This window comes from Bradyrhizobium algeriense, from assembly GCF_003062295.1.
GTDB classification, from domain to species: domain Bacteria; phylum Pseudomonadota; class Alphaproteobacteria; order Rhizobiales; family Xanthobacteraceae; genus Bradyrhizobium; species Bradyrhizobium algeriense.
In genome coordinates this window covers 1-21,535 of the sequence record NZ_PYCN01000054.1, presented here as the reverse complement: position 1 = coordinate 21,535, position 21,535 = coordinate 1, and the positions used below count along the sequence as shown (strand labels likewise).

The 21,535-nt window shown below is 58.0% G+C and carries 22 protein-coding genes and 2 pseudogenes; 14 read left to right on the top strand and 10 right to left on the bottom strand.

Features of this window, described 5'->3' with window-relative positions; all coding sequences use genetic code 11:
* The first annotated feature begins 1,728 nt into the window (after nt 1–1,728).
* A complete protein-coding gene (locus C7G61_RS45690; protein WP_210205920.1) occupies nt 1,729–1,890 on the top strand; it encodes a hypothetical protein in 162 nt (53 codons plus the stop codon).
* A gap of 645 nt (nt 1,891–2,535) precedes the next feature.
* Here C7G61_RS45690 and C7G61_RS39705 read toward each other — a convergent pair.
* The 5 genes from C7G61_RS39705 to C7G61_RS39685 form a co-directional block, all read right to left on the bottom strand.
* Nucleotides 2,536–3,033 (bottom strand): DUF1643 domain-containing protein, encoded by a 498-nt coding sequence (locus C7G61_RS39705; RefSeq protein ID WP_190242206.1) that lies wholly within the window; start codon nt 3,031–3,033, stop codon nt 2,536–2,538.
* A gap of 8 nt (nt 3,034–3,041) precedes the next feature.
* Entirely contained in the window at nt 3,042–3,848 is an 807-nt protein-coding gene (locus tag C7G61_RS39700; RefSeq protein WP_145963781.1) for a hypothetical protein, read from the bottom strand.
* A gap of 267 nt (nt 3,849–4,115) precedes the next feature.
* Nucleotides 4,116–4,334, bottom strand: coding sequence for a hypothetical protein (locus C7G61_RS39695; protein ID WP_108523034.1), 219 nt, complete (start codon nt 4,332–4,334; stop codon nt 4,116–4,118).
* Nucleotides 4,315–4,959, bottom strand: coding sequence for a hypothetical protein (locus tag C7G61_RS39690; protein ID WP_108523033.1), 645 nt, complete (start codon nt 4,957–4,959; stop codon nt 4,315–4,317). The genes C7G61_RS39695 and C7G61_RS39690 overlap by 20 nt, the downstream gene beginning before the upstream one ends.
* Nucleotides 4,956–5,534 carry an HNH endonuclease gene (locus C7G61_RS39685; RefSeq protein ID WP_108523032.1) on the bottom strand — a complete coding sequence of 193 codons (579 nt, stop codon included), beginning with the start codon at nt 5,532–5,534 and terminating at the stop codon, nt 4,956–4,958. Before C7G61_RS39685 ends, C7G61_RS39690 begins: the two co-directional genes overlap by 4 nt.
* 330 nt (nt 5,535–5,864) lie before the next feature.
* Between C7G61_RS39685 and C7G61_RS47685 the strand changes: the two are divergent.
* Nucleotides 5,865–5,984, top strand: a pseudogene (locus C7G61_RS47685) (hypothetical protein); the annotation flags it as partial.
* Nucleotides 5,985–6,181: 197 nt separating this feature from the next.
* The gene (locus C7G61_RS39675; RefSeq protein WP_108523030.1) at nt 6,182–6,946 is read left to right on the top strand and encodes a PriCT-2 domain-containing protein; all 765 of its coding nucleotides are present in this window, start codon (nt 6,182–6,184) and stop codon (nt 6,944–6,946) included.
* On the opposite strand, the gene C7G61_RS44245 is transcribed toward C7G61_RS39675, so the two are convergent.
* Nucleotides 6,909–7,166: a hypothetical protein gene (locus C7G61_RS44245; protein ID WP_145963780.1), complete on the bottom strand. Its 258-nt coding sequence runs from the start codon at nt 7,164–7,166 to the stop codon at nt 6,909–6,911. The two genes, C7G61_RS39675 and C7G61_RS44245, sit on opposite strands and share 38 nt — an antisense overlap.
* 19 nt (nt 7,167–7,185) lie before the next feature.
* Between C7G61_RS44245 and C7G61_RS39670 the strand changes: the two genes are divergently transcribed.
* Together C7G61_RS39670 and C7G61_RS39665 are read left to right on the top strand one after the other, a co-directional pair.
* Nucleotides 7,186–7,437 carry a primase-helicase family protein gene (locus tag C7G61_RS39670; RefSeq protein ID WP_108523029.1) on the top strand — a complete coding sequence of 84 codons (252 nt, stop codon included), beginning with the start codon at nt 7,186–7,188 and terminating at the stop codon, nt 7,435–7,437.
* A 3-nt stretch (nt 7,438–7,440) separates the two neighbouring features.
* A complete protein-coding gene (locus tag C7G61_RS39665; RefSeq protein WP_108523028.1) occupies nt 7,441–7,935 on the top strand; it encodes a hypothetical protein in 495 nt (164 codons plus the stop codon).
* Here the strand turns inward: C7G61_RS39665 and C7G61_RS39660 are convergent.
* Nucleotides 7,932–8,195: a hypothetical protein gene (locus C7G61_RS39660; RefSeq protein ID WP_057851350.1), complete on the bottom strand. Its 264-nt coding sequence runs from the start codon at nt 8,193–8,195 to the stop codon at nt 7,932–7,934. The genes C7G61_RS39665 and C7G61_RS39660 overlap by 4 nt on opposite strands.
* Nucleotides 8,196–10,143: 1,948 nt before the next feature.
* On the opposite strand from C7G61_RS39660, the gene C7G61_RS39650 reads away from it, so the two are divergent.
* The 4 genes and pseudogenes from C7G61_RS39650 (at nt 10,144) to C7G61_RS44240 (ending at nt 14,254) form a co-directional block, all read left to right on the top strand.
* A complete protein-coding gene (locus C7G61_RS39650) occupies nt 10,144–11,328 on the top strand; it encodes a TlpA disulfide reductase family protein (RefSeq protein WP_108523038.1) in 1,185 nt (394 codons plus the stop codon).
* Between the two features lie 324 nt (nt 11,329–11,652).
* Nucleotides 11,653–11,778, top strand: a pseudogene (locus C7G61_RS47680) (transposase domain-containing protein); the annotation flags it as partial.
* A 137-nt stretch (nt 11,779–11,915) separates the two neighbouring features.
* Entirely contained in the window at nt 11,916–13,754 is a 1,839-nt protein-coding gene (locus tag C7G61_RS39645; protein ID WP_108523027.1) for an ABC transporter ATP-binding protein, read from the top strand.
* A 125-nt stretch (nt 13,755–13,879) separates the two neighbouring features.
* Nucleotides 13,880–14,254 carry a hypothetical protein gene (locus C7G61_RS44240; protein ID WP_145963779.1) on the top strand — a complete coding sequence of 125 codons (375 nt, stop codon included), beginning with the start codon at nt 13,880–13,882 and terminating at the stop codon, nt 14,252–14,254.
* Here C7G61_RS44240 and C7G61_RS44235 read toward each other — a convergent pair.
* Nucleotides 14,247–14,441, bottom strand: coding sequence for a hypothetical protein (locus C7G61_RS44235; RefSeq protein WP_145963778.1), 195 nt, complete (start codon nt 14,439–14,441; stop codon nt 14,247–14,249). The genes C7G61_RS44240 and C7G61_RS44235 overlap by 8 nt on opposite strands.
* A 296-nt stretch (nt 14,442–14,737) precedes the next feature.
* Here C7G61_RS44235 and C7G61_RS47675 point away from each other — a divergent pair, with 296 nt between their 5' ends.
* The 4 genes from C7G61_RS47675 to C7G61_RS45255 are packed head-to-tail and all read left to right on the top strand — an operon-like array spanning nt 14,738 to nt 18,123.
* Nucleotides 14,738–15,748, top strand: a complete 1,011-nt coding sequence (locus C7G61_RS47675) for a formyltransferase family protein (RefSeq protein ID WP_420836836.1) — start codon at nt 14,738–14,740, stop codon at nt 15,746–15,748.
* A 21-nt stretch (nt 15,749–15,769) separates the two neighbouring features.
* Nucleotides 15,770–16,597, top strand: coding sequence for a condensation domain-containing protein (locus tag C7G61_RS45265; RefSeq protein WP_244608697.1), 828 nt, complete (start codon nt 15,770–15,772; stop codon nt 16,595–16,597).
* A 12-nt stretch (nt 16,598–16,609) separates the two neighbouring features.
* Nucleotides 16,610–17,794 (top strand): AMP-binding protein, encoded by a 1,185-nt coding sequence (locus tag C7G61_RS45260; protein ID WP_190242203.1) that lies wholly within the window; start codon nt 16,610–16,612, stop codon nt 17,792–17,794.
* Nucleotides 17,791–18,123, top strand: coding sequence for an AMP-binding enzyme (locus C7G61_RS45255; protein WP_190242202.1), 333 nt, complete (start codon nt 17,791–17,793; stop codon nt 18,121–18,123). Before C7G61_RS45260 ends, C7G61_RS45255 begins: the two co-directional genes overlap by 4 nt.
* 1,069 nt (nt 18,124–19,192) lie before the next feature.
* Here the strand turns inward: C7G61_RS45255 and C7G61_RS46565 are convergent.
* Nucleotides 19,193–19,366 (bottom strand): ATP-binding cassette domain-containing protein, encoded by a 174-nt coding sequence (locus C7G61_RS46565; protein ID WP_420836835.1) that lies wholly within the window; start codon nt 19,364–19,366, stop codon nt 19,193–19,195.
* Nucleotides 19,367–19,632: 266 nt separating this feature from the next.
* Between C7G61_RS46565 and C7G61_RS39625 the strand changes: the two genes are divergently transcribed.
* The gene (locus tag C7G61_RS39625; RefSeq protein WP_108523025.1) at nt 19,633–20,916 is read left to right on the top strand and encodes an NAD(P)/FAD-dependent oxidoreductase; all 1,284 of its coding nucleotides are present in this window, start codon (nt 19,633–19,635) and stop codon (nt 20,914–20,916) included.
* 514 nt (nt 20,917–21,430) lie between these two features.
* Here the strand turns inward: C7G61_RS39625 and C7G61_RS39620 are convergent.
* A partial coding sequence (locus tag C7G61_RS39620; RefSeq protein ID WP_145963526.1) for a transposase occupies nt 21,431–21,535 on the bottom strand: 105 nt, incomplete at its 5' end.

Below are 21,535 nucleotides of genomic sequence, written 5' to 3'. Positions count from 1 at the left end.
ATGATCGTCACCCTCGAACGGAACGGCTTCATCCGACGTCAACCCGGCGTCCCCAGAAGCATCGAGATTCTCTTGCCACCGGAAAACTTGCCCATCCTCGAATGGCTCGGTATCAAAACGTCAAAATTACTATGATGAACCACTAGGACGCCACGACACTCAAGTGATCCGCAAGCCTTGCGAACAGCTCTCGCTTTTCCTGGTCAGTGCCAGGTCGCTGATCAATTTGCATTCGGCTGCATCAGTGCGGAGCTTTTTCAAGTGCTTCTGCAGGTCTTTCATCGGTATGCCGTGGAGCGGCCTATTCAGACCAATTAATCGGGATGTACTTCAGCTCCCGCCGGTCCATTTCCGAACGAAGCAATTCAGCATAGGTGCGCAGATTGTTACCACTAAAGCGGCAACGTCCGGCGTTCGCGCAACCGGCCAACACTTGCCGGCGCACACCTCCCAAAGAGACAATAAGCTCTCATCCTTCGAGCTTGAAAAGTCATCCGGACGCCCCAATTCTTGCGCGCAGATGCTACAGGCGTCTCAAGGGCCGGAGCGTTCGTTTTGGACATTCCCGCGCAGAAACCAAGTATCCGTTGCACATTAGCCACACGCGTTTTTCGGTCATCCGCACTACGCCTATCACGCCGGTTCGAACAGAACAGCTGGGTTTACAGCTTCTGCCTTTGATCGTTCCACATGTTGCCAGCTAGCCGCTGTGGCCCAGACTCATCAGTTGGCTGCGATCCCATTTCGTGCTCAAGGAATAATTTGACTGTGTAAGCGGTCGCGCAGTTCAAAGGAAGTGAGCGATGGAGGTGGCATATGTATTCGGCTCTTGTCGGGACACTCATTTTTCTGAGCATCGGCATACTATTGGCCCATGCGATGGATGCTTTTCGCTCGGGTTCGTGAGAGCAATGCTCGATACGGACGATCCGCTGATGCAAACAGTGCTGCGCCTGCCTCAGTTCTGACGACGGATCGCGCCCGGTGAAGCGATCGAGTGCTTCTCTCAGAGCGCCGTCATGCGTGCGGAGGTCCTCTCCCGTAAGCCTAGGCATGTCGGCGGCATCGCCCTTAGCCGCTCCGGAGATCCGGCGGCGACTTCGGCGATCCGAAGGTGATCCGGAACTTCGGCGAACTGACCAGGATCTGATCGCGCGCGGGGATCGTATTCCTTCTCGCAAGTTTGCGCGAGGCTGAGAGCAGACCTAATCAGGAAGTCGCCTATATAGGTGCCGTCTAGCTTAGTTGAACCGCCTCAGCCAATCCTTTCAAGATCGAGTAAGCACCCTTCAAGGTTGTCATACGCTTCGGCTGAGAACCTTCTTGTTCGTCTTGCCGCTTGAAATGCGGCTTGACTGGTTTTGCACTCACCGCGCTCAAGTGCCTGCAGACCCTCGTGAGATCGCTCGACGCATCCTCTGGGATAAAGTTATGTTTTCGAGCGGCATCATTTCCGAAAAGAACGCGTTTGACGCTGTCTCCTCGGACCCGGCAGCCCCTCGAAGTTGAGCTCCACGAGTGGGACCAGGCCTTCGCTTCCGTCCTTGCAACACCCTTCCCATGCTCGTGATCAGCGAGCTGAACATCCTGTACTCGTCTCGACCGAAAAGGCCCATCTAGGCTACCTTCGCGCAGCTCTCGGACCTGGCCTTGATTGCCTAGTTGACAAGCGCGTCGTTCTTCCATGTGTGCAAATGGACGCCGTGCAGCGAACCGGCTGGTGATGCGGTGGCAGAGCTCAAGGAGACCAGGCAGGCGCACATCACCGTTTGGTGGAATGGCGGTTCTCTCGGCGGCGCGGCCTTTCGCGAGAGGCTCTATCCCACGCGGGACATACTTGTCACCAACGCCGACGACGGCGTTGGCCGCAGAAGACTGTTTGATGATTGAGAAGATGCCGACAAAGATGTAAGCGGTCATCACGGCTGCAAGTAACAGATTCCCGATCGTCGTGACGGGCGCGGCTCAGACGCGACGATAAAGGCGAATATGTGAGATGCCGCATAAATCTGTGGTGCAGCGGGGTGCGAATTGCGGCGCTGGCTTGCGCGGCTCGCGAGATCGGGTGCTACTTGATGTAGTCCGAACAATTCGAAACGATCGATCAGAAACGTGCTTGTGAACACGAATATCCAGCCGACGAATGAGACTGTCGCAGCGTCACCGCCATAGCTTCCTCGGCCTGCCGAATGCCATTACCAGATTAGCAGCATGAGGCTCGCAGCGATAAGTACTTCGCTCAATGCGCTTCGGCACTTATTGTGTCCAGGAGTCTTTGAAGCGCTTGCGCGTCTGCATGTCTGCTGGCCCGTGTCGATCGTCTTCGGCACGACTTGGCCGCTTACGAAACAGACAACAGATAGAATTGTGATGAAGAAAGCGATGTCCGCGGTTGATCCATAGAGAAAACTGACGATCCTTGAAAATCGAATTCCGGACGACTCCTGGATAATGCGGTGGGTTGGGGTCATGATCGACTCCGCTAAGCCAACACTGCCCCACACAGTGGGCGCTAAAGAATACTGAACTCACGGCTCAAAGCCCTGACGAGGCACTTGGTTTGTCAATAACACGATAATAGGTGTTTTTGAGGACAGAATCGTCCGGAATCTGCTCAACAGGGCCTCTCGATCCTGGTAGCTGGACGGTATGCGCGATTTCCATCGCGGCCAAGTCGCGGTTCATGAAGTCGCCGTAGACGCCCCAACCGGCGACGGCAATGCCGTTGCGCTCCTTGCATTCGGTCAGGATGTCTCGAATATGCCGGTCATTGTCGGGACCAATCGGGTCTGGCATCGCCATCCAGTCTTGCGGTTCGGTCGCGCGACCTGCGCCGAGATTCCACACGATCAGAGATCCGCAATTCATCGTTTTCGCGCGATAGACGCCGCGAACAATCGTCGGGTCGTCAATTTTGTGATCGGCTTTCGAAGGGTTGAGCATGCCGAGCACAAGCGGCGGCAAGTTCGCATCCCAATCCCTGCGCAGATCGTAGCGATACAAACCGCATGACGAGCTGATCGCGCTTTTCATTGCTTCCATCATATCACCGGGGCGAGTAGGAGATGCTGATCTAGCGTCGGCCGTTCAGATCGGTAGCCGATATCGATGAGGATGCTTTCGGCCTCTCGAATGTACCAATCGTAATCGACGTCATTCGGAAACGCGTCGGGGAGTTCCATGAGCGGCTTTGCACCGTCGCTGCGCGCCACTTTGTTGCCATTCAGTTTGTAGTTGATCGATCCGCTGGCGTCCGTCGAGTAGTACCAGCGGATCGCCTTGCCGAGATACTTGCCGTCTTTCACGGCGCCGCCTTTGACAGTGCGAATGGTGACAAATCGCCGAATGTCTCGACAGGCGTGAATGGTTTTGAAGATCGGTACCCCCTTGGTTACATACTCGACCACGGCGTCAGAGCAGACCTCGTTGAGCGGCGACGGCCACGAGCTCGCGACGATCTTGGGTTCAGCGTATGCGCCCTTCTTCTTGACAGAGCCGTCGGGCTTGACGGCGATGTAGTTGTTCACGTCGCGGGAATAGAGCGCGCTGTATTCTGTTTCCTCAGTCTCAAAGCCGGTCAGCCGCTCCCACTTCGCGATCACCGCCGCCAGGGCGTCTTCTTCGTCCGTAGGGCAGATGATCACGATGCCGTCGGTGTTGGCGCTGACCACGCGGAAGCCGGCTCGCTCGACCATCTCGATCAGCATGAGCAACGACAATTGGCCGCCGATCGTCCCTTGGATCATCAAGTCTGGCGCAAACAGAACCGACCACTTGGAGCCGAGCTTGCCGAACGCGCCGTTGTTGACGATCTTCAGACTTCCCGAGACGTCGTCGTTGGTCTTCAATTTCTGCTTCAGCAGTGTGGCTTCGTCGTTCGCCCGCTTGATCAGCTTCTTGAGTTCGTCGACGCGAACCTTCGCCTTGTTGCGCCGCTCAACAGATGATCGGAAGACCCGTAAAAAGATCGGCCCGAGATGCTGCGGATACAGGCCGAGGTTGAGGATGATTTGCGGGTAATAGCCGCGTACGTCGCGGTCGACGATCCTGGTGTGCGCGTCGGCTCGATGCGCGATCGTCTTCTCCGATGAGTGCAAACCGCCGATGCCCACGCGCTAGATCGAACTGCCAATCTTAATTTTGGCCTTCTTCAGAACGTCCGGCATAATGACCTTGCCGCTCGTCGAGATCGCGAAGTCGGCGGCGCGAACGTTGTCGAGAACTGCGTTGAGCTCGGTCGATCGATAGTGAATGAAGTCGGGAAACCTGTACTTGTAGTGCTTGCCTGGCGTGATCTTTGGCTTCTTCGGTTCTTCACCGGTTAGCCGCTTCAACTCTTTCTTGATCACGGCCTCGGCAATTTGCGCATCCGATTTGGAGCGTAGATCCACTCCGTACTGCTTGGATCATCTGCTCGCGAAGCGTCAGTTGCTCCTTGAGCGTCTGCATCAGCAGGCCGGTGGCGGCAAGGTCGTTGACGCAGTAATCCGATACGACGTCCATCTCGTCGTGCGTCAGCACGGCATCTTCGTCCACGGGCAGATCTTGCATGCGCCTGCCGTGCATTTTGCCGTTGTAAATCTTGAGGCTGTTCTGCCCTGGCGCGATCTCGATCAGGTCGACGTGATCGCACTCGATCAATTGAAAATCGTAGGCGCGCGAGATTTCCCAGGGATTGGCGTCCTCCTGAATGATCTCATTGGCGATTTGCTTCAGCGGTTTGTTGCTGAAGCCGGCGAGGGCTGCCGACACTATCGGAATATCGAACGGGATGGAGTTGAAGCCGACGGTGCAATATTCGTCGAGCACCTGGCGCAGCTTCTTGCGATCGAGAACGCACCGGTCGGACTTCTCCAACCGAAGCACTTTACCGGTCTTGACCGATTTGAACGCCGCCAGGAAGTAGTTAATGTACACTTCCGTGTCGAACAGCGCGGCATCTGCAAGCGACGTCTTCATGGAAGCAAACCCAACTGTCGGTTGGTTTTTGCGAATTCGCCGAAATGCTTGATCGCGGCGACGTCATAGGCTTTTGCCCCTTCAATCTTGTCGACGAAGTATCCGAGCTTGACGGCGGCCTTATTGACCTGAATTTGAACGAGATATTTCTGTAGCTTCGGAACCCACGAAACCCCTTTAAATCCGCTCGTGTTGTTCTTATGGAGGCGACGATTGCGCTGGTTGTCGGAAGGTGTGCAGTCGCGCAACTCGACAATGGCGTTGTGGGAGCGCTCTCCGTGGCGATGATCGAGGTCGTCGGTCGGCCAGTGGCCATGCGAAAGCGCCCAAATCACGCGGTGAACGGTCGAATAGTATTTGACTCCGTCGATCGCGAAGGCGATCTGCAAATGACCGAGACCGTTATCGTTTCCGGCCTGCTTACCTGCGAATCGCTTGTTCCAAGCTACAATTCGATAATGGTCGACAGCGCGCCTGCGCCAGAACAGCAGGCCGCGCTTCGCATCACAGCGGAATAGCCGCCGCAATACTTCGACCGATACTGCTCGCTCGGTTTGTTGTCGGGACCGTTTCATTGGCCGATGTGGTCAGAGAGAAAGAGGGGTGCCGGTTTCCCGACACCCCGAAGGATCGACTAGCCGAGAAGGTCTTCAACGATAGCTGGTCGACAGAACGCGTCGCTTCACTCGCCACCCTCACGAAGACACACCGGGATGGCTATAATCTCGGCGTTCGCCTTGGCGAGCCGTCGTTTTTCAACGATTTATACCTTCACTGCATCGATCTCGACATCCGCGACCCCGACAAAGCCGATGAGGCCTGGGGCGCGTTGCTCGAATTGATTCCGAAAGCGCGTTCGCTGCCATCGGTCATCTCGGGCTCGATGGGAGAGCCGCCACCTGTATTTGCTGACCGATCGACCATTCCCGTCGAAAAAGCTGCGCCACTCCACAGAAAAAATTATCGGAAAAGACAAGAAGGCGCATTGGGCCTGGGAAATCGAGCGCTTCGGCACCGGCAAGCAGGTCGTCGTGCCGCCCTCGATCCATCCCGACACCGGCAAGCGCTACAAATGGGAGCGGGAATGGCCCGTGGATCTCGTCGAGCTCGGTGTCGGTCCGGTCATTCCCGCGTCACGGGTCGCCGGCTGGGAGCCACCGAGTAGGGCGAAACCGACGTCCGCACCAAAGCGCTCGGCCTCTCGGTCGCCGAGGCAAAGGATATTCTGGCAGACCTGCCAACCGACACCTGGCGCGAGGACCGCGACGGCTGGTTGCAGGTCGGCATGGCGCTGCACCACGAGTTCAACGGCAGCAAAGAGGGCTTCAAGGCCTGGGTTGAATTCTCGGCCGCCTCCGACAAATACGATCCGGAAGATCAACGGCGAGTTTGGCGCTCATTCCGGCAATCGAACAAGCCCGTTCGCATGGCAACGCTGTTGTCGGCCGCGAAGGAAGTTCGGTTGATGAACGCCTTCGACGATCTCGGCGATGAAGATGAAATTGAAGGGGACGATGCCCGGGTTAAGCCCGGCCATATGGATGATGACGTCGACGATCTGCTAGGCGAGGGCGATGACACGGCCACCGAGCAGCCAGAGCGCGTTCGCAAGCTGAAACAGGCCGAAGTGCATCACGAGCTCGGTCATGTGCCGAAGCGGATCGCGAAGCTGAATAAGAACCACGCCGTCGCCTTCGTCAAAGGCAAAACGGTGATCCTCACCTTCGAAAAAGACGGCACGACCTCCTATGGATCGGTGCATGACGTCTACAACTATTACGAAAACGATCGCGTCGCGACGGAGAAGTCCACCGAGCCGGTAACCAAGGCGTGGGATGCGCCACAAGGCTCGGCGCAGCTATCCGAACGGCATCGTCTTCGCGCCACAGGGCGGGCCCGACGGCGCCTACAATCATTGGCAAGGCTTCGCCGTCGAACCCGATCCATCGTCATCCTGCGCGCGCTTCCTCGACCACTTGCGCGATAACATCTGTGCCGGCGACGACAACGCCTATCAATGGGTGATCCGCTGGTTCGCCCACATGGTTCAGCGCCCCTGGGAAAAGCCCGGTACCGCGCTGGTGCTGAAGGGTCGCAAGGGCGCCGGCAAAGACACGATCGGCGACTGCGTTGGCGGCCTTTTCCCCCATCGTCACACCAAAATCTCGAACCCCGAACATCTCGTCGGCCGCTTCAACGCGCACCAAGAAAAGACCCTGCTACTGCATGTCGAAGAAGGCTTCTGGGCCGGCGACAAAAAGGGCCGAAGGGCAACTGAAGCACCTGATCACGTCCGAACAGGTGATGATCGAGAGCAAAGGCATCAACGCATTTCAAGTCGCGTCGGTGCTGCGCATCATAATCAGTTCGCACGAAGACTGGATCGTGCCGGCGACATTCGACGAGCGGCGCTTCTGCGTGCTCAACGTCGCCGATACCAGGGCGCGCGACACCGTCTACTTCGCCAAGCTGCGCTAGGAAATGCACCACGGCGGTCGCGCCGCGCTGCTGCACCACCTGCTCGACCTCGATTTGACCGGCTTCGACGTGCGCAACCCGCCGATGACCACCGGCCTGCGCGATCAGAAAATCGCCTCGCTCCGCGGCATCGAGCAATGGCTTTTCGAGATCCTGTCCTCCGGCCGCGCGCCCGGGGATTCGATGTTCGAGGACGTCGAGGTCTCCTGGGAAGACGCCTCGCTCAAGGTCGCGGTCGACGATTTTCGTCTCAATTACGAGGACTGGTTAAGGCGACGCCGGTTTGCCGGCGATCCGCTCAACGCTTCACGGTTCGGCGTGCGTGTGCACCAAATCTTTCCAGCGATCACCCGCATTCACCGCAAGGTCGGCGATAAGCGGCAGTGGTACTATGTTATTCCCCGCCTGGCTGAATGCCGCGCCGAATTCGAAAAATTGATTGGCAGCACGATCAATTGGGCCGGCGATTTCCCCCAAGACGACGATCTGCTCGGCTAAACGCCATAACTTTCCATGCGCGCGCCATCGAGAACGTCCTCCATCAGGTCCTTTACCTCGTCCAAGGGGAAATCGATCAAGCCTAGTCGGTGCATCCTCGTCAGGCGGGCATATGCGTGCCTCTCCGCGTCGGTGTCCTCTTTCGACACGTAAGCATCCCGATCGCCGTCATATTCGATCGCTTCAACCTCGCACGCTAAATTTTCGAGCCGCGATCTCAGGTTGTTCCATGCGTCCAATTCCCGTTTGGCCTGACTCATACTTGTCACTCCAATTCAATGTTCGAACGAAATATGTGCTCAGCATTGTTACTACAATCACGCTGCTGAAATTATAAATCAGCTGCGGCGCCCGAATTCCCAGCTTTCGGCGTCGATTTCGAAGCGTGGACGGGAAGCCTCCTGTACCGGTACAGGATGAATCCGGCTTCCTGTACGCGGCTAACGCTTTGATCGACCTATTGAAGAAAGGTTGGTACAGGAAGAACGGGCAAGACCAACCAAAATTCTCCAACGTGGGACAGAGACCATGAGGTGGTCGGACTGCCGACCTCCAGTTCGCGCGCATACACGAGAAATGTACCTATACTTCCTGTACTTACTGTACCGGGTATAAAAAACAATAATAAATCAGAGGTTGACAGCCGGTACGGGAAAATTGGGACTTCACATTCTTACCGTACGCTCCTGTACCAGGACAACATGAGACATTGTTGTCGAATTTTCACTTCTCGGTTTTTCGGGACATTCTGAGACAGCCCCGATTTCGTTACGTTTTCTCCGATGTTCTATAGGAAGATTTTCAAAACTCGCGATTGCCCCGGCTCTGTGCCCCCCGCGGAATGAGACGCCTGAAGAGGGACCCGTAGCCAACCTGATACCCGATGACACAAGCCAAGACATGTTTGGCGCCCTGTGCCCCTAAAGCCCTGATACCCAATGATACATAGGAATATAATCTGTCTCACATTGTTCTGTGCCAATGGGGCAGGGCTACCCTTGTGCACGGCACCATGGGATAGCAGGGGCAGGGTAGCAGGGCAGTCCGTAGGCAGGGCAGGCAGGGCCTCGCTGATCACAGGCGCCCTTGTCCGCTTCCATCCTAGATTAGCGCATAGGCGAGGCCGGCTAGTCGAACGGTCGCGCTACGCTCCGACCATGCGGTCCGTTCTTGTGAGCGTGCTATCCAGCGCTTCGACCGAATTGCGCAACCAAGACGAAATCAAAGCGCTCTACCTCGGGGCACGCCGCGAAGTGCAGTCGGCGAGAAGCCGCTGACGCATGCCGTTGCCTGACTTTGATTGACAGAGAGGAAACTGGCCTGGCTACGGACAATCCAGCGCAAGATCAATCAAGACGTTTATTCTCGAACGATAGGCGGAGCAATCGACATGTTCTCGACGATCTGCACTATGAACCCGACGATCGGCGGTATGGCGATCCGCAGGGCTTGCGCTAGGACGACAGTGTTCATGGGGCCAGCGGGGTGGGGCCAGCCGGGCCTCCTAGTCAGAAACTTGTGAGATGAACGCCCTCATAAGTCTTAGCTCGCATCGAGGCGAGCGGCGATATATTTTTCGATACGGAGGCAACGATTTTAGAACGGGATAGGGGTGTCAGGCACCCCCCGTGACCGCGACTGGACAGCAAAACTGATCGGAGTACCAGTTTGTGGTGCAGGAACCGCTTGGCGCGATGGCGAGAACTGGCAGTTTTAAGGCGCACCGATAAGCAGCACCCGCTGCAGTGCCCCGCGAATGATTCCGTCGTCATTAGACACGAACACGCGTCGCCGGTCCACGGCTTCGGCTGTTTCGACTCCGATCTACAGCATCGCTCGCCTCCAATCCTGTCTGGCAGGGAGAGGGGTTAGCAAGTTCCGTTCGGTGACTCACAAACCAGCTTTTCTGGCCGCGCGAAGCGCGCAATTCGTGTCCAACACCTGACAGCGGCACAAAGCCCGTCAGGTTCAGAACACCGGTCGGCTGGGCGCGTGGAGTATTTTTCAAAGCGTAGTCAGACGCTTAATGCGCGCTGACGAAGATGGCACGGCTGTTGCTGTTGAGATCCAGCAACACTGAGAAAGGGCTGAGTGCATCCAGAGCGCAAAACGAGCGATGCTCCTTCCCTTGAACCCGTGTGCCCCGTTCTGAGAGATAAGCTGGCGCAAAAAGTCGCGCAACGTTTGGCAATAGTTATGGAGAACAACATGATGCTGCGCATGGAGTCCCCAGCTCCTCCGATCAAGGTGAAGAACTGGCTGCGTGGCCAGCCCCTCACGAGCTTCCAGCCGGGAAAAGTGTACATCGTCGAATTTTGGGCAACTTGGTGCGGATCCTGTGTGGCGGCGATGCCCCATCTGGTGCAGCTGCAAGATAAATACAAAGACAGCGGAGTTGAGGTCCTCGGAGTCGCAGCTTATGAACGAGCTCGAACGGCGGACGAGGCCCGAACCAACTTGGACGCATGGTTGACCGAAAAGCTCTCGAATCTCAACTACCGGATCGGATTCGACTACACAGGGAAAATGAACAAGCTTTGGATGGATCCCAGCTTTTCTGTCATGATTCCCACCTCGTTCGTCGTCGACCGTGACGGCCACATCGCCTTTATCGGTTTTCCAACGCAACTTGATGACGTTCTGCCGAAAATTCTTAACGGCGGCTGGCGCACCAGCGATGAAGCTAGAGCCGCCGATACAGAGCGGATCGCCGAAGGCGAACGCACAATGCACGAAATGACGCGCAAGCGAGCGTTGACTGAGCCGATCTTCGCCAAACTTACGCCGGCGATGAAGGCGGAAGATTGGGCGAAGGCGCTTTCGGCGCTCGAAGAGGCCGTCGCTGTAATGCCGGACGACGTCAACTTCCGCGTGCTCCAAGCGGATCTGTTGCTTCACAAAGTGCACGACTTGCAGACCGGCTTGCCGGTCATGAGCCAATTGGTTCGCGACGCGATCGACAAAAAATCCGAGCTGTGGATGGCCGGGGCGATGCGCCAACTCTTCGATCCGGCGAATGACAACTCCCACTTCCCGCCTGCCGAGCGCTTTGCGATGGGTAAGGAGTTGTCCGAACACATCCTGGCACTGAATCCTCCGCAACGCGGCGACGGCTCCAAGTTCCTGTCCTATGGGGCGGTCGCTCAGTATTATTATGAGAGCGGCAACAAGGATCGCGCGATCGAGTTGGTCGAGGTGGCGCTGAAATCGCTGGACGGTTCTGAGCCTATCCCCGACGAACTGAAACAGCACGTTATGTCGCTGTTGGTCCAAGCGCTGGCCAACTACAAGGGTGAGAAGGCTTGCTACGGGGCTCTTTGTGCGACTCCGCAAGATGGGTTTCCGAAAGAGTCAAAGCGCAGGCGCCGGAAGAGAAAACATGAAAAAGGGTAATAGTCGGAATTGCTCACGGGTGAATTCGTCCATTTCTCCGGCGGGCCAGTGGCAACTAAAGACCATCGAGTACAGCGCTGGATCGTTTGCGGCAGGTTGGAGTTCAAATTGCGATGACCTCCGGCCGGATCGAGGCGGACGTGATCTTCCAGGTGAAGTCGCGCAGTCATCCCATGATGCAAACACTCTTACGGTCTTAAGGTCTACACGAAATGCTGAACGACTCCTTCGTCATAAAAATGCACCCTTTGCGCACGGCCATGGCGGCGCCCGGACTTAGCCGGCCATCTCCATGCTTCTGCAGACGGGCGAAGATGAATGCATGCCTGGCTCACACAAACTATCGAACGGATCGCGCAAGGCTGGCCGATTTCTCAGATCGATGCTCTCATGCTGTGGAACCCTCAAAGCTTGAACCGCTTCAGCTACGCTTACGCAAAAAGGGGGTGAAATGGGCAGAAGATTTCGATCGCAGCCCCAAACTCCGGGCATTATTGCTTCACCTCGGACGGCAGCGCCAAGCATTCGGCACATCGCGTCTGGATCAAAAGGGTCTTACGCCGCGTGTGGCAGAAACTGCTGGCGCCATGATCGTTCAAGATGACAAACCACCCACCGCAATCGGCGTGGTGATCCCGTTCGTGTTCCGTCACTGGCTAAAGCAGCCCGTCCGCGTTGCGATCGTCCTCGTCGGCTTCTTAGGGGCAACGGTGGCCGACCTGTTCATGCCGGTCTACTCCGGCCATCTGGTCGACTCGCTGACATCAGGTCCGTCCGATCAGGCAGCGCGGCAGGCGGCGTTCGTCGCCTTCGGCGGCATCCTCGCGCTTGGCCTGCTCTCGATCATATTCCGGTTTACAGGCTTGCAGGCGATCGTGCCGTTCACGCTAAAGACGATGTCAGAAGTGGCGCGCGAGGCCTTCATGCGGGTGCAGCGGTTCTCGACTGACTGGCACGCCAACTCTTTCGCCGGCTCGACCGTGCGCAAGATCACGCGCGGCATGTGGGCGCTCGACCTGCTCAACAACACGATCCTGACGGCATTGTTGCCGTCGCTAGCGGTGCTCGTGGGCTCGATGATCCTGCTCGGTCTGCATTGGCCGGTCCTCGGCGGTGTAATCGGCCTCGGCGCGGTGATCTATGTCGCGATCACGATGGCATTCACGATCGGCTACATCGCGTCGGCGGCGCGCGTCTCCAACACCTGGGACACCAAGCTCGGCGGCACGTTGGCGGACTCGCTCACCTGCAATGCCGTGGTGAAATCCTTCGGTGCGGAGGCGCGCGAGGATGCTCGGCTTAACGGTGTCATCAGCCGCTGGCGGGCGCGGGTACTGCGCACCTGGCGGCGCTACAACGCCACCGGCACAGTGCAGCTCATGATGTTGTTGTGCTTTCGCGCTTCCGTGATCGGCGGCGCCATTCTGCTGTGGATCGCCGGGCGCGCCTCGCCGGGCGACGTCACCTATGTGCTGACCAGTTACTACATCATCCACGCCTACTTGCGCGACGTCGGCATGCACATCAACAATCTGCAGCATTCGGTGAACGACATGGAAGAGCTTGTCACCATCCATGGCGAGCCGATCGGCATTGTCGATGCGCCCGACGCCAAGCCGATCGACATTCAGGGCGGAAGGATCACGTTCAACGACGTGACTTTCCTTTATGTCGGGCATCACGCGCCGCTCTACGACGGATTGTCGATCGACATTCGCGCCGGCGAGCGCATCGGTCTGGTCGGCCGTTCCGGCTCCGGGAAGACTACGTTCGTCAAGCTGGTGCAACGGCTCTACGACGTCTCCGGCGGCCGTATCCTTATCGACGGCCAGGATATCGCGAAAGCGACGCAGCAATCGCTGCGGAGCCAAATCGCGATTGTGCAACAGGAGCCGATCCTGTTTCACCGTACGCTGGCCGAGAACATCGCCTATGGCCGGCCGGGCGCCAGCATGGCGGCGATCGAGCAGGCGGCGCGGCTCGCCAACGCGCATGACTTCATCCTGCGACTGCCGAAAGGCTACGGCACGCTGGTCGGCGAGCGGGGCGTCAAGCTGTCGGGCGGCGAGCGGCAGCGCGTCGCGCTGGCGCGCGCGTTCCTGGCGGACGCGCCGGTGCTGATCCTGGACGAGGCAACCTCGAGCCTTGATTCCGAGTCAGAGGGCCTGATCCAGCAGGCGATGGAGCGGCTGATGAAAGGGCGCACCTCGATCGTGATCGCGCACCGGCTGTCGACGGTGCGCAGCCTCGACCGCATCCTGGTGTTCGACCGCGGCGAGATCGTCGAGCAAGGAACGCACGCGGCGCTGACGGCGCGTCCCGGCGGCATCTATCGCGGGCTGTTCGAGCTGCAGGCCATCGAGTGCGGTCAGATCTCGGCGGCAGGCCAGACTAAAGCATGGCTGGCCGCATCCCCGCAGCCTTAGCGCTATTTACCTTGGCTGCAGCTGATTGGCATCGCGCCGGTCAACACTCCGGCATCGCATCGGTATTCACCGCGAAGGTGTAGGATTGTCTTGAGGGAGAGCGTCTCTAAAGCGGAATAGGGCGAATGTCGAAAGGACAATCTGAGTTTTCGGGCCTTTTGCTGGCGAGTGTTATGACCAAAGCGAAAAGAAACTATTCGCTCATCCTCGAGCACGATGTGAATGTCCTGTGGGATAATATTGCCGGTGCTGACCCAACTATTTTCAATTCTTGTGGGACTGTTGCAGAAGCGAATTGCTCAAGATCCCGCCTGACGATTTTGAATTGCGCCAATTGGATAAGGACTTTGAGCGGCGGATCTGGTGTTCAGGCGCTACTACGAGAAATTTTGCAAGACAAGATTGTCGTCAAGTTAAAGCCAGGGGACCTCGTCGTCCTTTGGTCATCATCCCTAAGCAGACGTGCAAGTTTGCCTCAAGAGGTCACCTTCGTCATTTGACGGCCTGTATTGTCGTGTTCAGCCATGTCCAGTTGAAGACGTTATGTCCGCAACTCGACACTAACGCTAAAGTATTCTCCGCTTCGGAGCGAAGTGCATGGATTTGTTCCTTTTCAATCAGGGCCTGCTCAACGTTTTGGGTGGCACGCTGATTGCTGGGAGACGGTGAAGGATCTGTTGCGATCATGTCGGTCCCGCAGCTGCCCGCCTACGGATACAAATGAAGCTTGCTCGACTGATCCAAATCCACGCCATGGAGGCTGCACTGTTGAGTGCGGCTTCATCAAGTGAAGCTTTGCCGCTTCCATCACGGGCTCCGCTGTCGTTGATCGCGCTGGATACCTCTCAACACTGGCTGGCTTTGATTAGCATTCAACCCGGTTACTCCCGAGCGAATGCAAATCAGAGTGACCGGGTTAAGTCGCGATGTGGTGCGGCGCATACGGCGAGAACTCCCCAACCTACAGCATGGAGTAGCTGAATATGGCACATTGGTCTGCTTCGGTGCTCGCAGACGCTTGCAAACCGGGCGATTGGGATGGGCAACCACCTGCAGTCGCATCAATTCGCTCCAGCATCCTTGTTGGCAGCGGTACGCTAGCTATCAGGTGTGCTCAGCTAGTAAGTAAGATGGGTCATGTCGTCTGCGCGGCGCTGTGTGCCGACGCCATATTCCGGGACTGGGCTTCTCGCGCCAATATCTTGTGTGTAGACAGTGTTGAAGAGCTCTCCGTGTTGATGAATGCCGACCCGGTAGACTGGATATTTTCCGTAGGAAATCCATTCATACTGCCACCGGATGTGTTTGCCCGAGTCCGTCAAGGCGCTTTCAATTACCAAGACGGCCCGTTGCCACGACATGCGGGAGCTCATTCGATGTCTTGGGCGCGGCTGGCACAAGAGACCGACTATGCCATCGGGTGGTATCGTATCAATGATGGTGTTAATAGGGGTGAGTTGGTGGTTGAGCGCCAACTTTCTATTGCGCCAACCGATACGGCGTTGACCCTGAACCTCAAATGTCATGAAGCCGCTGTCGAAGGCTTCCGCGAGCTTCTAGCTGGCTTAACGAATGGAGAGCTCCATGCTGGTTCGCAGGCGCCAGTGGACGGAAGCGTTTCTCCGAGGCGTCGACGCCCAGATGCTGCGGGCTATCTGCGATGGAATCGCTCCGCGCAAGATCTCTCAAGGATCACACGCGCCTTAAACTATGGACGGTATCATTCCAATCCGTTGTGTCTGCCGAAGGTGCACCTAGGGGATGATGTTGTCGCAGTCAGGCGCTTGGAGGTATCTGCTGGACGCTGCGGCCTTCCGGCAGGGTCCCTGCTTAAAATCCACCGCAGCAACTGGCGTGTGGCGACAGGGACAGAGGATGTTGATGTTTGGTTTGGCAGCTCAGACGGTCTGACTCTGAATGCACGGACACTCGCGAGGCAGTCCGGTCTGAATGTAGGCGATCGCCTCCCGATTTTGAGCGATGAGGAGGCGTAGAGCATAACTGTTGCCCATGGAATGTTGGCGCCTCGGGAGAACTTTTGGCGGCAGCGGCTTGAGCAGTTTAAGGAATTGCAGATTCCGTTTCTGTCGTCTTCGGAAACTGTGGCTCCCCCGAGATGGCAGTCGAGTTCCTGGCTCGTTCCAAGTGCCTTGGTCGAGTTGTCGCCAGTTGATCGCACTGAGTACTTGCTGAGTGCTTGGCTGATCTATCTCGCCCGCATCACGGGAGAATCAGAGCTTCAACTAGGGTGGACTCCCGCACCGAATGGATCGCGAGCCGGAATGCGGGCGGTGGAGGTGCTTGTCGCCTCTGTCGTGCCGATGCAAATGACCATCGATCTCGGTCGTGATTTTGCAGGAGTACGCAGGGCGGTCGCGGCCGAATGCGCGGATCTGAGAGATCACGATAGTTTTCCGCGGGATCTTATCGCGCGCTCTCCGACGTTGCGGGGCAAGGAGGCGCTACAATCGCGCCGACCCTGGCCGATCGGCGTGACGGTCACCGGAAATAGCTGTTCTGCCGCTGGTGATCAAGTTTCGAGCCCGAGTGCTGAGACAGCCCTATCCGGTGATTTGCTAACGTTTGAGGTTTGCGGCCTCGATGGGAGCTTTCGGTGGCACTTTGATGCCAGTCGCTTGGCGCCCGAGCAGATCGACCGTATGACGCAACATTTGCAAAACTTGTTGTGTGCTGTGATAGCCGATGCGCAGCAGCCGGTCGCACGGGTTGAGCTGCTGTCATCCGAGGAGCGCGCATACCTCTTGGAGGAGCTGAACCGGACCGCGGCGCCCTATCCGTCGGAGCGGTGCATCCATGAGCTGTTTGAGGCGCAGGCGCGCTAGGCGCCGGATGCGATGGCGGTGACCTATGCGGACGATCGCTTAAGCTATGGCGAGCTCAATGCACGGGCGAACCGCTTGGCGCAACATCTGATCGCGCTCGGTGTGAGGCCGGATCAGCCGGTCGCGATTTGCCTTCAGCGCAGCCCGGCGATGATGGTGGGGCTTTTGGCGATCCTCAAGGCAGGGGGTGCGTATCTGCCGCTCGATCCGTCCTATCCGTCCGGGCGGCTGCGGCGGGGTCTTGAGGATGCGGCGCCGCAGTTGGTGCTGGCCGATGCGGCGGGGCGCGCCGCACTGGGCGATGTGGGCGTCGATGTGACGGTGGTCGATCTCGCGACTGCGACACCGCCCTGGGCAAATCTGCCGGCGTCGAATCCGGATGCGCGCGCGCTCGGTCTGACCTCGCGCCATCTCGCCTACGTGATCTACACCTCGGAATCATCAGCCACGCCCAAAGGCGTCGAAATGTCCCACGGCTCGCTGATGAATTTGCTCTGGTTCTCTCCGGAGCTTGGCGCGCCCAAACGACGCACACTTCAGTTCACGACCGTGAATTTCGACGTGTCGCTCCAGGAATTGTTCAGTTGCTGGAGGGACGGAGGGCTGCTCGTGCTCGTGCAGGAAGAGACCCGTGCGGACTTCTCCGCCTTACTGGAATTTGTGTGGGTGGAGGCGATCGAGCGGCTTTTCCTCCCATTCGCCGCGTTGAACCATTTTGCGGAGGTCTGGGGCGCTATGGGAGTGCTGCTGCCCCCTCTGAGGGAGATCTATACAGGGGGTGAGCAATTGCGGGCCACCCCAATGCTCAAGTCGTTCTTCGAATTGCATCCAAGGGCGAGGTTGATCAATCAGTATGGGCCTACAGAAACCCACGTAGTTACGGAGCACCATCTTGCGGCTGACCCAGCATGTTGGCCCCAACTGCCTCCCATCGGCCGACCGATCGCGAACACGCAGATTTACCTGCTTGATAGTCATGGTGAACCCGTTCCGTTTGGCGCTGTGGGGGAGCTTTACATTGGCGGCGCGGGGGGTGGCGCGTGGCTATTTGAACCGGCCCGAGCTGACGGCGGAGCGGTTTGTGGCCGATCCGTTCAGCGGCGAGGCGGGGGCGCGGATGTACCGGACCGGCGATCTCGCGCGCTATCTGCCGGACGGCGATCTGGAACTTTTGGGCCCGCAACGACGACCAGATGAAGATCCGCGGCTTCCGGATCGAGCCCGGCGAGATCGCGGCGCGGCTCGTTGAGCACGCCTCGGTGCGCGACGCGGTGGTGGTGGCGCAAGGGGAGGGTGCGGCCGGGAAGCGTCTTGGCGCCTATGCCGTTACGGCTGCCGAGCACGCCGGCGAAGCTCAGGGGCCTGAACTTGCCGCCACGCTGCGCACGCACTTAAGTACGCGCTTGCCGGAGTACATGGTGCCGTCTGCGTTTGTGCGGCTTGTGGCGCTGCCGCCGAATGGCAAGCTCGATCGCAGGGCACTGCCGGCGCCGGAGGATGAGGCGTATGCAACGGGGCGGCTATGAGGCGCCGCAGGGCGAGATCGAGACCACGCTGGCGCAGCTCCGGGCGGAGCTTCTGGGTCTCGCGCGGGTCGGGCGGCACGACCAACTGTTCGCGCCACACACACACACACACACACACACACAGGGCGGGCACTCGTATTGGCGGTGCGGCTTCTTAGTCGAGCGCTACATCGTGGGTTGAAGCTTAGCACCGCTGATCTCTTCCAGGCTCCGGTTTTGAAGGAACTTGCATGAAGATTAATTTGGAGCCACACCGCAATACAGCTCAACTGCTTTCCGTTCGTTCCACGGGATCGCAACCGCCGATCTTCTTTGTTCCGACAAGTCTGGGAGATTGTTCTTATGTCCTCATCTTGACAAACGAAATGGACATAGACTGTGCTGCCTGTGCTCTGCCCTGGCCGTCTTTCAATGAAGTTTGTCCACTAACTTTGAAGCGATAGCCGCGCAAGTCATCTTGATCAAAGAGATTCAGCCGAAGGGGCCATATCGCTCGCGGGATATTCCTCAGGGGCAATGGTGGCTTACGCAATTGCCGAGCGCGTAACAAGTCTCGATGAAACTATTTCATCGATGTTACGGTTACCTGCAATCATCGAGCCTATCGGAAGCCAAAATAGTACTGGAAATGGTGTTGGAGCCTCTCGAGTGCTTAGATGATGAGCGGTTCGAAGCGTTGGAGTGCTTTGCTGGACAAAGCTCAGTTGTTCAGCTGCTCGAAAAGGCGCAGCAAATTGGGGCGATACCTGCAGATCGTGATCTCCACAATGAGACTTTGATGTATGAAAGAATTGCCCATTATCAAAAAGCGCTGCAGTTGTATCAAGTGCCGCCCCTGCCAGTTGAAATACATCAGCTTTATGCCACAGAACCTCTCCTCAGTCGTCGGGCACGAGCAGCCAAGCCTTCATTAGGTCCAGTGGCAAGTTCGCCCATGCGGAGCTGGGACCGGGTCTTAGGTGCGGCGGCCATTCATGCCGTGCCCATTCAAGGCAACCACATGACGATGATGATTGTTCCAGAGAACGGCCGAGTTCTGGCCCGATCCTTATCAGCGGCCTTAAACAGCTCACAAACAACAGCTAGAGGCGCAGCGGTCAAGCGCGGCAAGCGGCTCGACCATCACAAGCAGTCCGGGTTGGGACAACAGCGCCAGGCCGATGGTGACGCGCTGCCGCTCCCCGCCGGAGAGATGTGAGGGACACCGGTCGAGCAGCGGCGCTATGCCGAGCAACTCGAACACCTCATCATGCTCGACCGGTGTCGGTTCGGGTTTGGGGCGGCGTAAAGCAAGTTGCGCCGCCGCGCACTTTTTTCCCTCTTGGATTGGACTAGACCATCAGCCTCGCTCTTGGGACCCATGTCGGCTTCGGCTTCTTTGGAAGAGACATACAATGTGCCGTTCAGCTCGATTAGCTCGCGTGTACATGTGGGAGTTTACTTCTGCGGGAGGTGCGCTGATCTTTAGCCTGACGTCATTTACAATGCTGAGCTGAAGGAGTTTGTCGGATGCGAGGCGATACGAAATCGCACGGCTTATGGGAGCTGACGGCTCCAGCGCCGGCAGATACAAGTCCTCTTGTGGGAGATGCCGAAGCCGATGTTGTTGTGATTGGCGGCGGATATACTGGACTCTCTTCAGCCATTCACCTTGCGGAGGCTGGCGTGCGCGTCGCCCTGCTCGAGGCATCCGAAATAGGATTCGGTGGTTCTGGGCGCAACGTCGGGCTGGTCAATGCGGGCATGTGGATCATGCCCGACACGCTCGCAGCTACTCTTGGCTCTCCGTTCGGGGAGCGGCTGATCGAACTGCTCGGTCGTGGACCACAAAAGGTTTTCGAACTCATCGAGAAGCACGGCATCGAATGCGAACTTGAGCGCGCGGGCACCCTGCATTGCGCCGTCGGGCGCAAGGGTCTGCAGGAAATCGAGATGCGTGCCGAACAGTGGCAGAAGCGCGGCGCTCCCGTCGTGCTGCTCAATCCGGAGGAGACGCGCAGAAAAATCGGTGGCGGCAACTACACCGGCGCGCTGCTCGATGAGCGCGCCGGCACAATACAGCCGCTGGCCTATGTGCGTGGCCTGGCACGTGTCGCGCTTGCAGCGGGAGCGAAGATTTTCACGCGGAGTCAGGTCGTCACAGCCAGCGACACCGGCTCGCGCTGGAGGATCGGTACGGCAAAGGGATCTGTGAATGCTAAGTGGGTAATCGTCGCCACCGACGCTTACGGCAATGGACCGTGGTCGCAGGTTCGGCGGGAGCAGATCCATCTACCTTACTTCAATTTTGCCACGCGGCCCTTGTCGGACCATCTGAGGGCCTCCATCCTGCCCGAACGGCAAGGCGCATGGGACACAAGGGAGGTCCTCTCCTCGTTTCGCCTCGATCGCTCGGGACGTCTGGTGTTCGGCAGCGTTGGCGCTCTTGAGCGCGCGGGCGCCTCGGTTCACCGGGCCTGGGCGGTGAGGTCGCTGCGCAGGCTATTTCCGCAGCTCGGCGATGTCGAATTCGAGGCCGGCTGGTTCGGCATGATTGGGATGACCTCGGACAACCTGCCGCGCTTTCACAAACTCGACCGCAACGTGGTCGCCTTCAGTGGTTACAATGGGCGCGGTATTGCGCCTGGGACTGTCTTCGGCAGTGTGCTGGCGTCCTATGTCCTCGGCCAGGTTGCGGAAAAGGATCTGCCGCTTCCGGTCGCCCCCGTCGAAGAGCGACGCTTTCGTGCCGCCCGTGAGGCCCTTTACAGAGCGGGGGCTCAGCTTGTTCACCTGATTGAAGCGCGGCTCTGATTCGGTAGTATTCTCCGTGTGGGCTGTGGGATAGCAGCGCCCGCAGCTTCTGCTCTTCGCTTCAACCTGGATTACGTCGGTGGGCAAGGTCCGATACGCCAGCCGCTCGATCCCTGTCCGGTTTCTGACAGCGGCTCACAAAACCTGTGAGATTCAAAACACCCCGCGCCATTAGCATCGCGAACTGTTTCAAAGCGCAATCAGGCGCTTAATGCGCGCGAAGAGCGCTGGCACGGCCGTTGCTCTTTCTTGCCGTAGGCAATAGGGGAACAATCTGAAGGAGCTGAAGATGAACGACACGACAGGAGCTTGGGATTACGGAGAACAAGCGCCGATGCCAAGGGAAGAACAGACCAAGGCCAAAGAAATTCGCCACTCTACAATCCACTGCGGTTCTGGGAGCATAATGCGGGATGTGATAGTTGCTGCTAAACGGCTAGGAGCCTGTCCCTATAATGGACTTAGGATTAAGCGAAGCGGGTTCTGAAGCTTTTTTTGGGGAGACAGGTTCTCCTCAGCGTGCGGCGGCGAGTTTTGCGAGGTTGTGGGCGATGCAGATCATGGCCCATTCGGCTTTGACCTTGTCGATGCTGCGCAGGAGGAACTGGCGGAAGCCTCT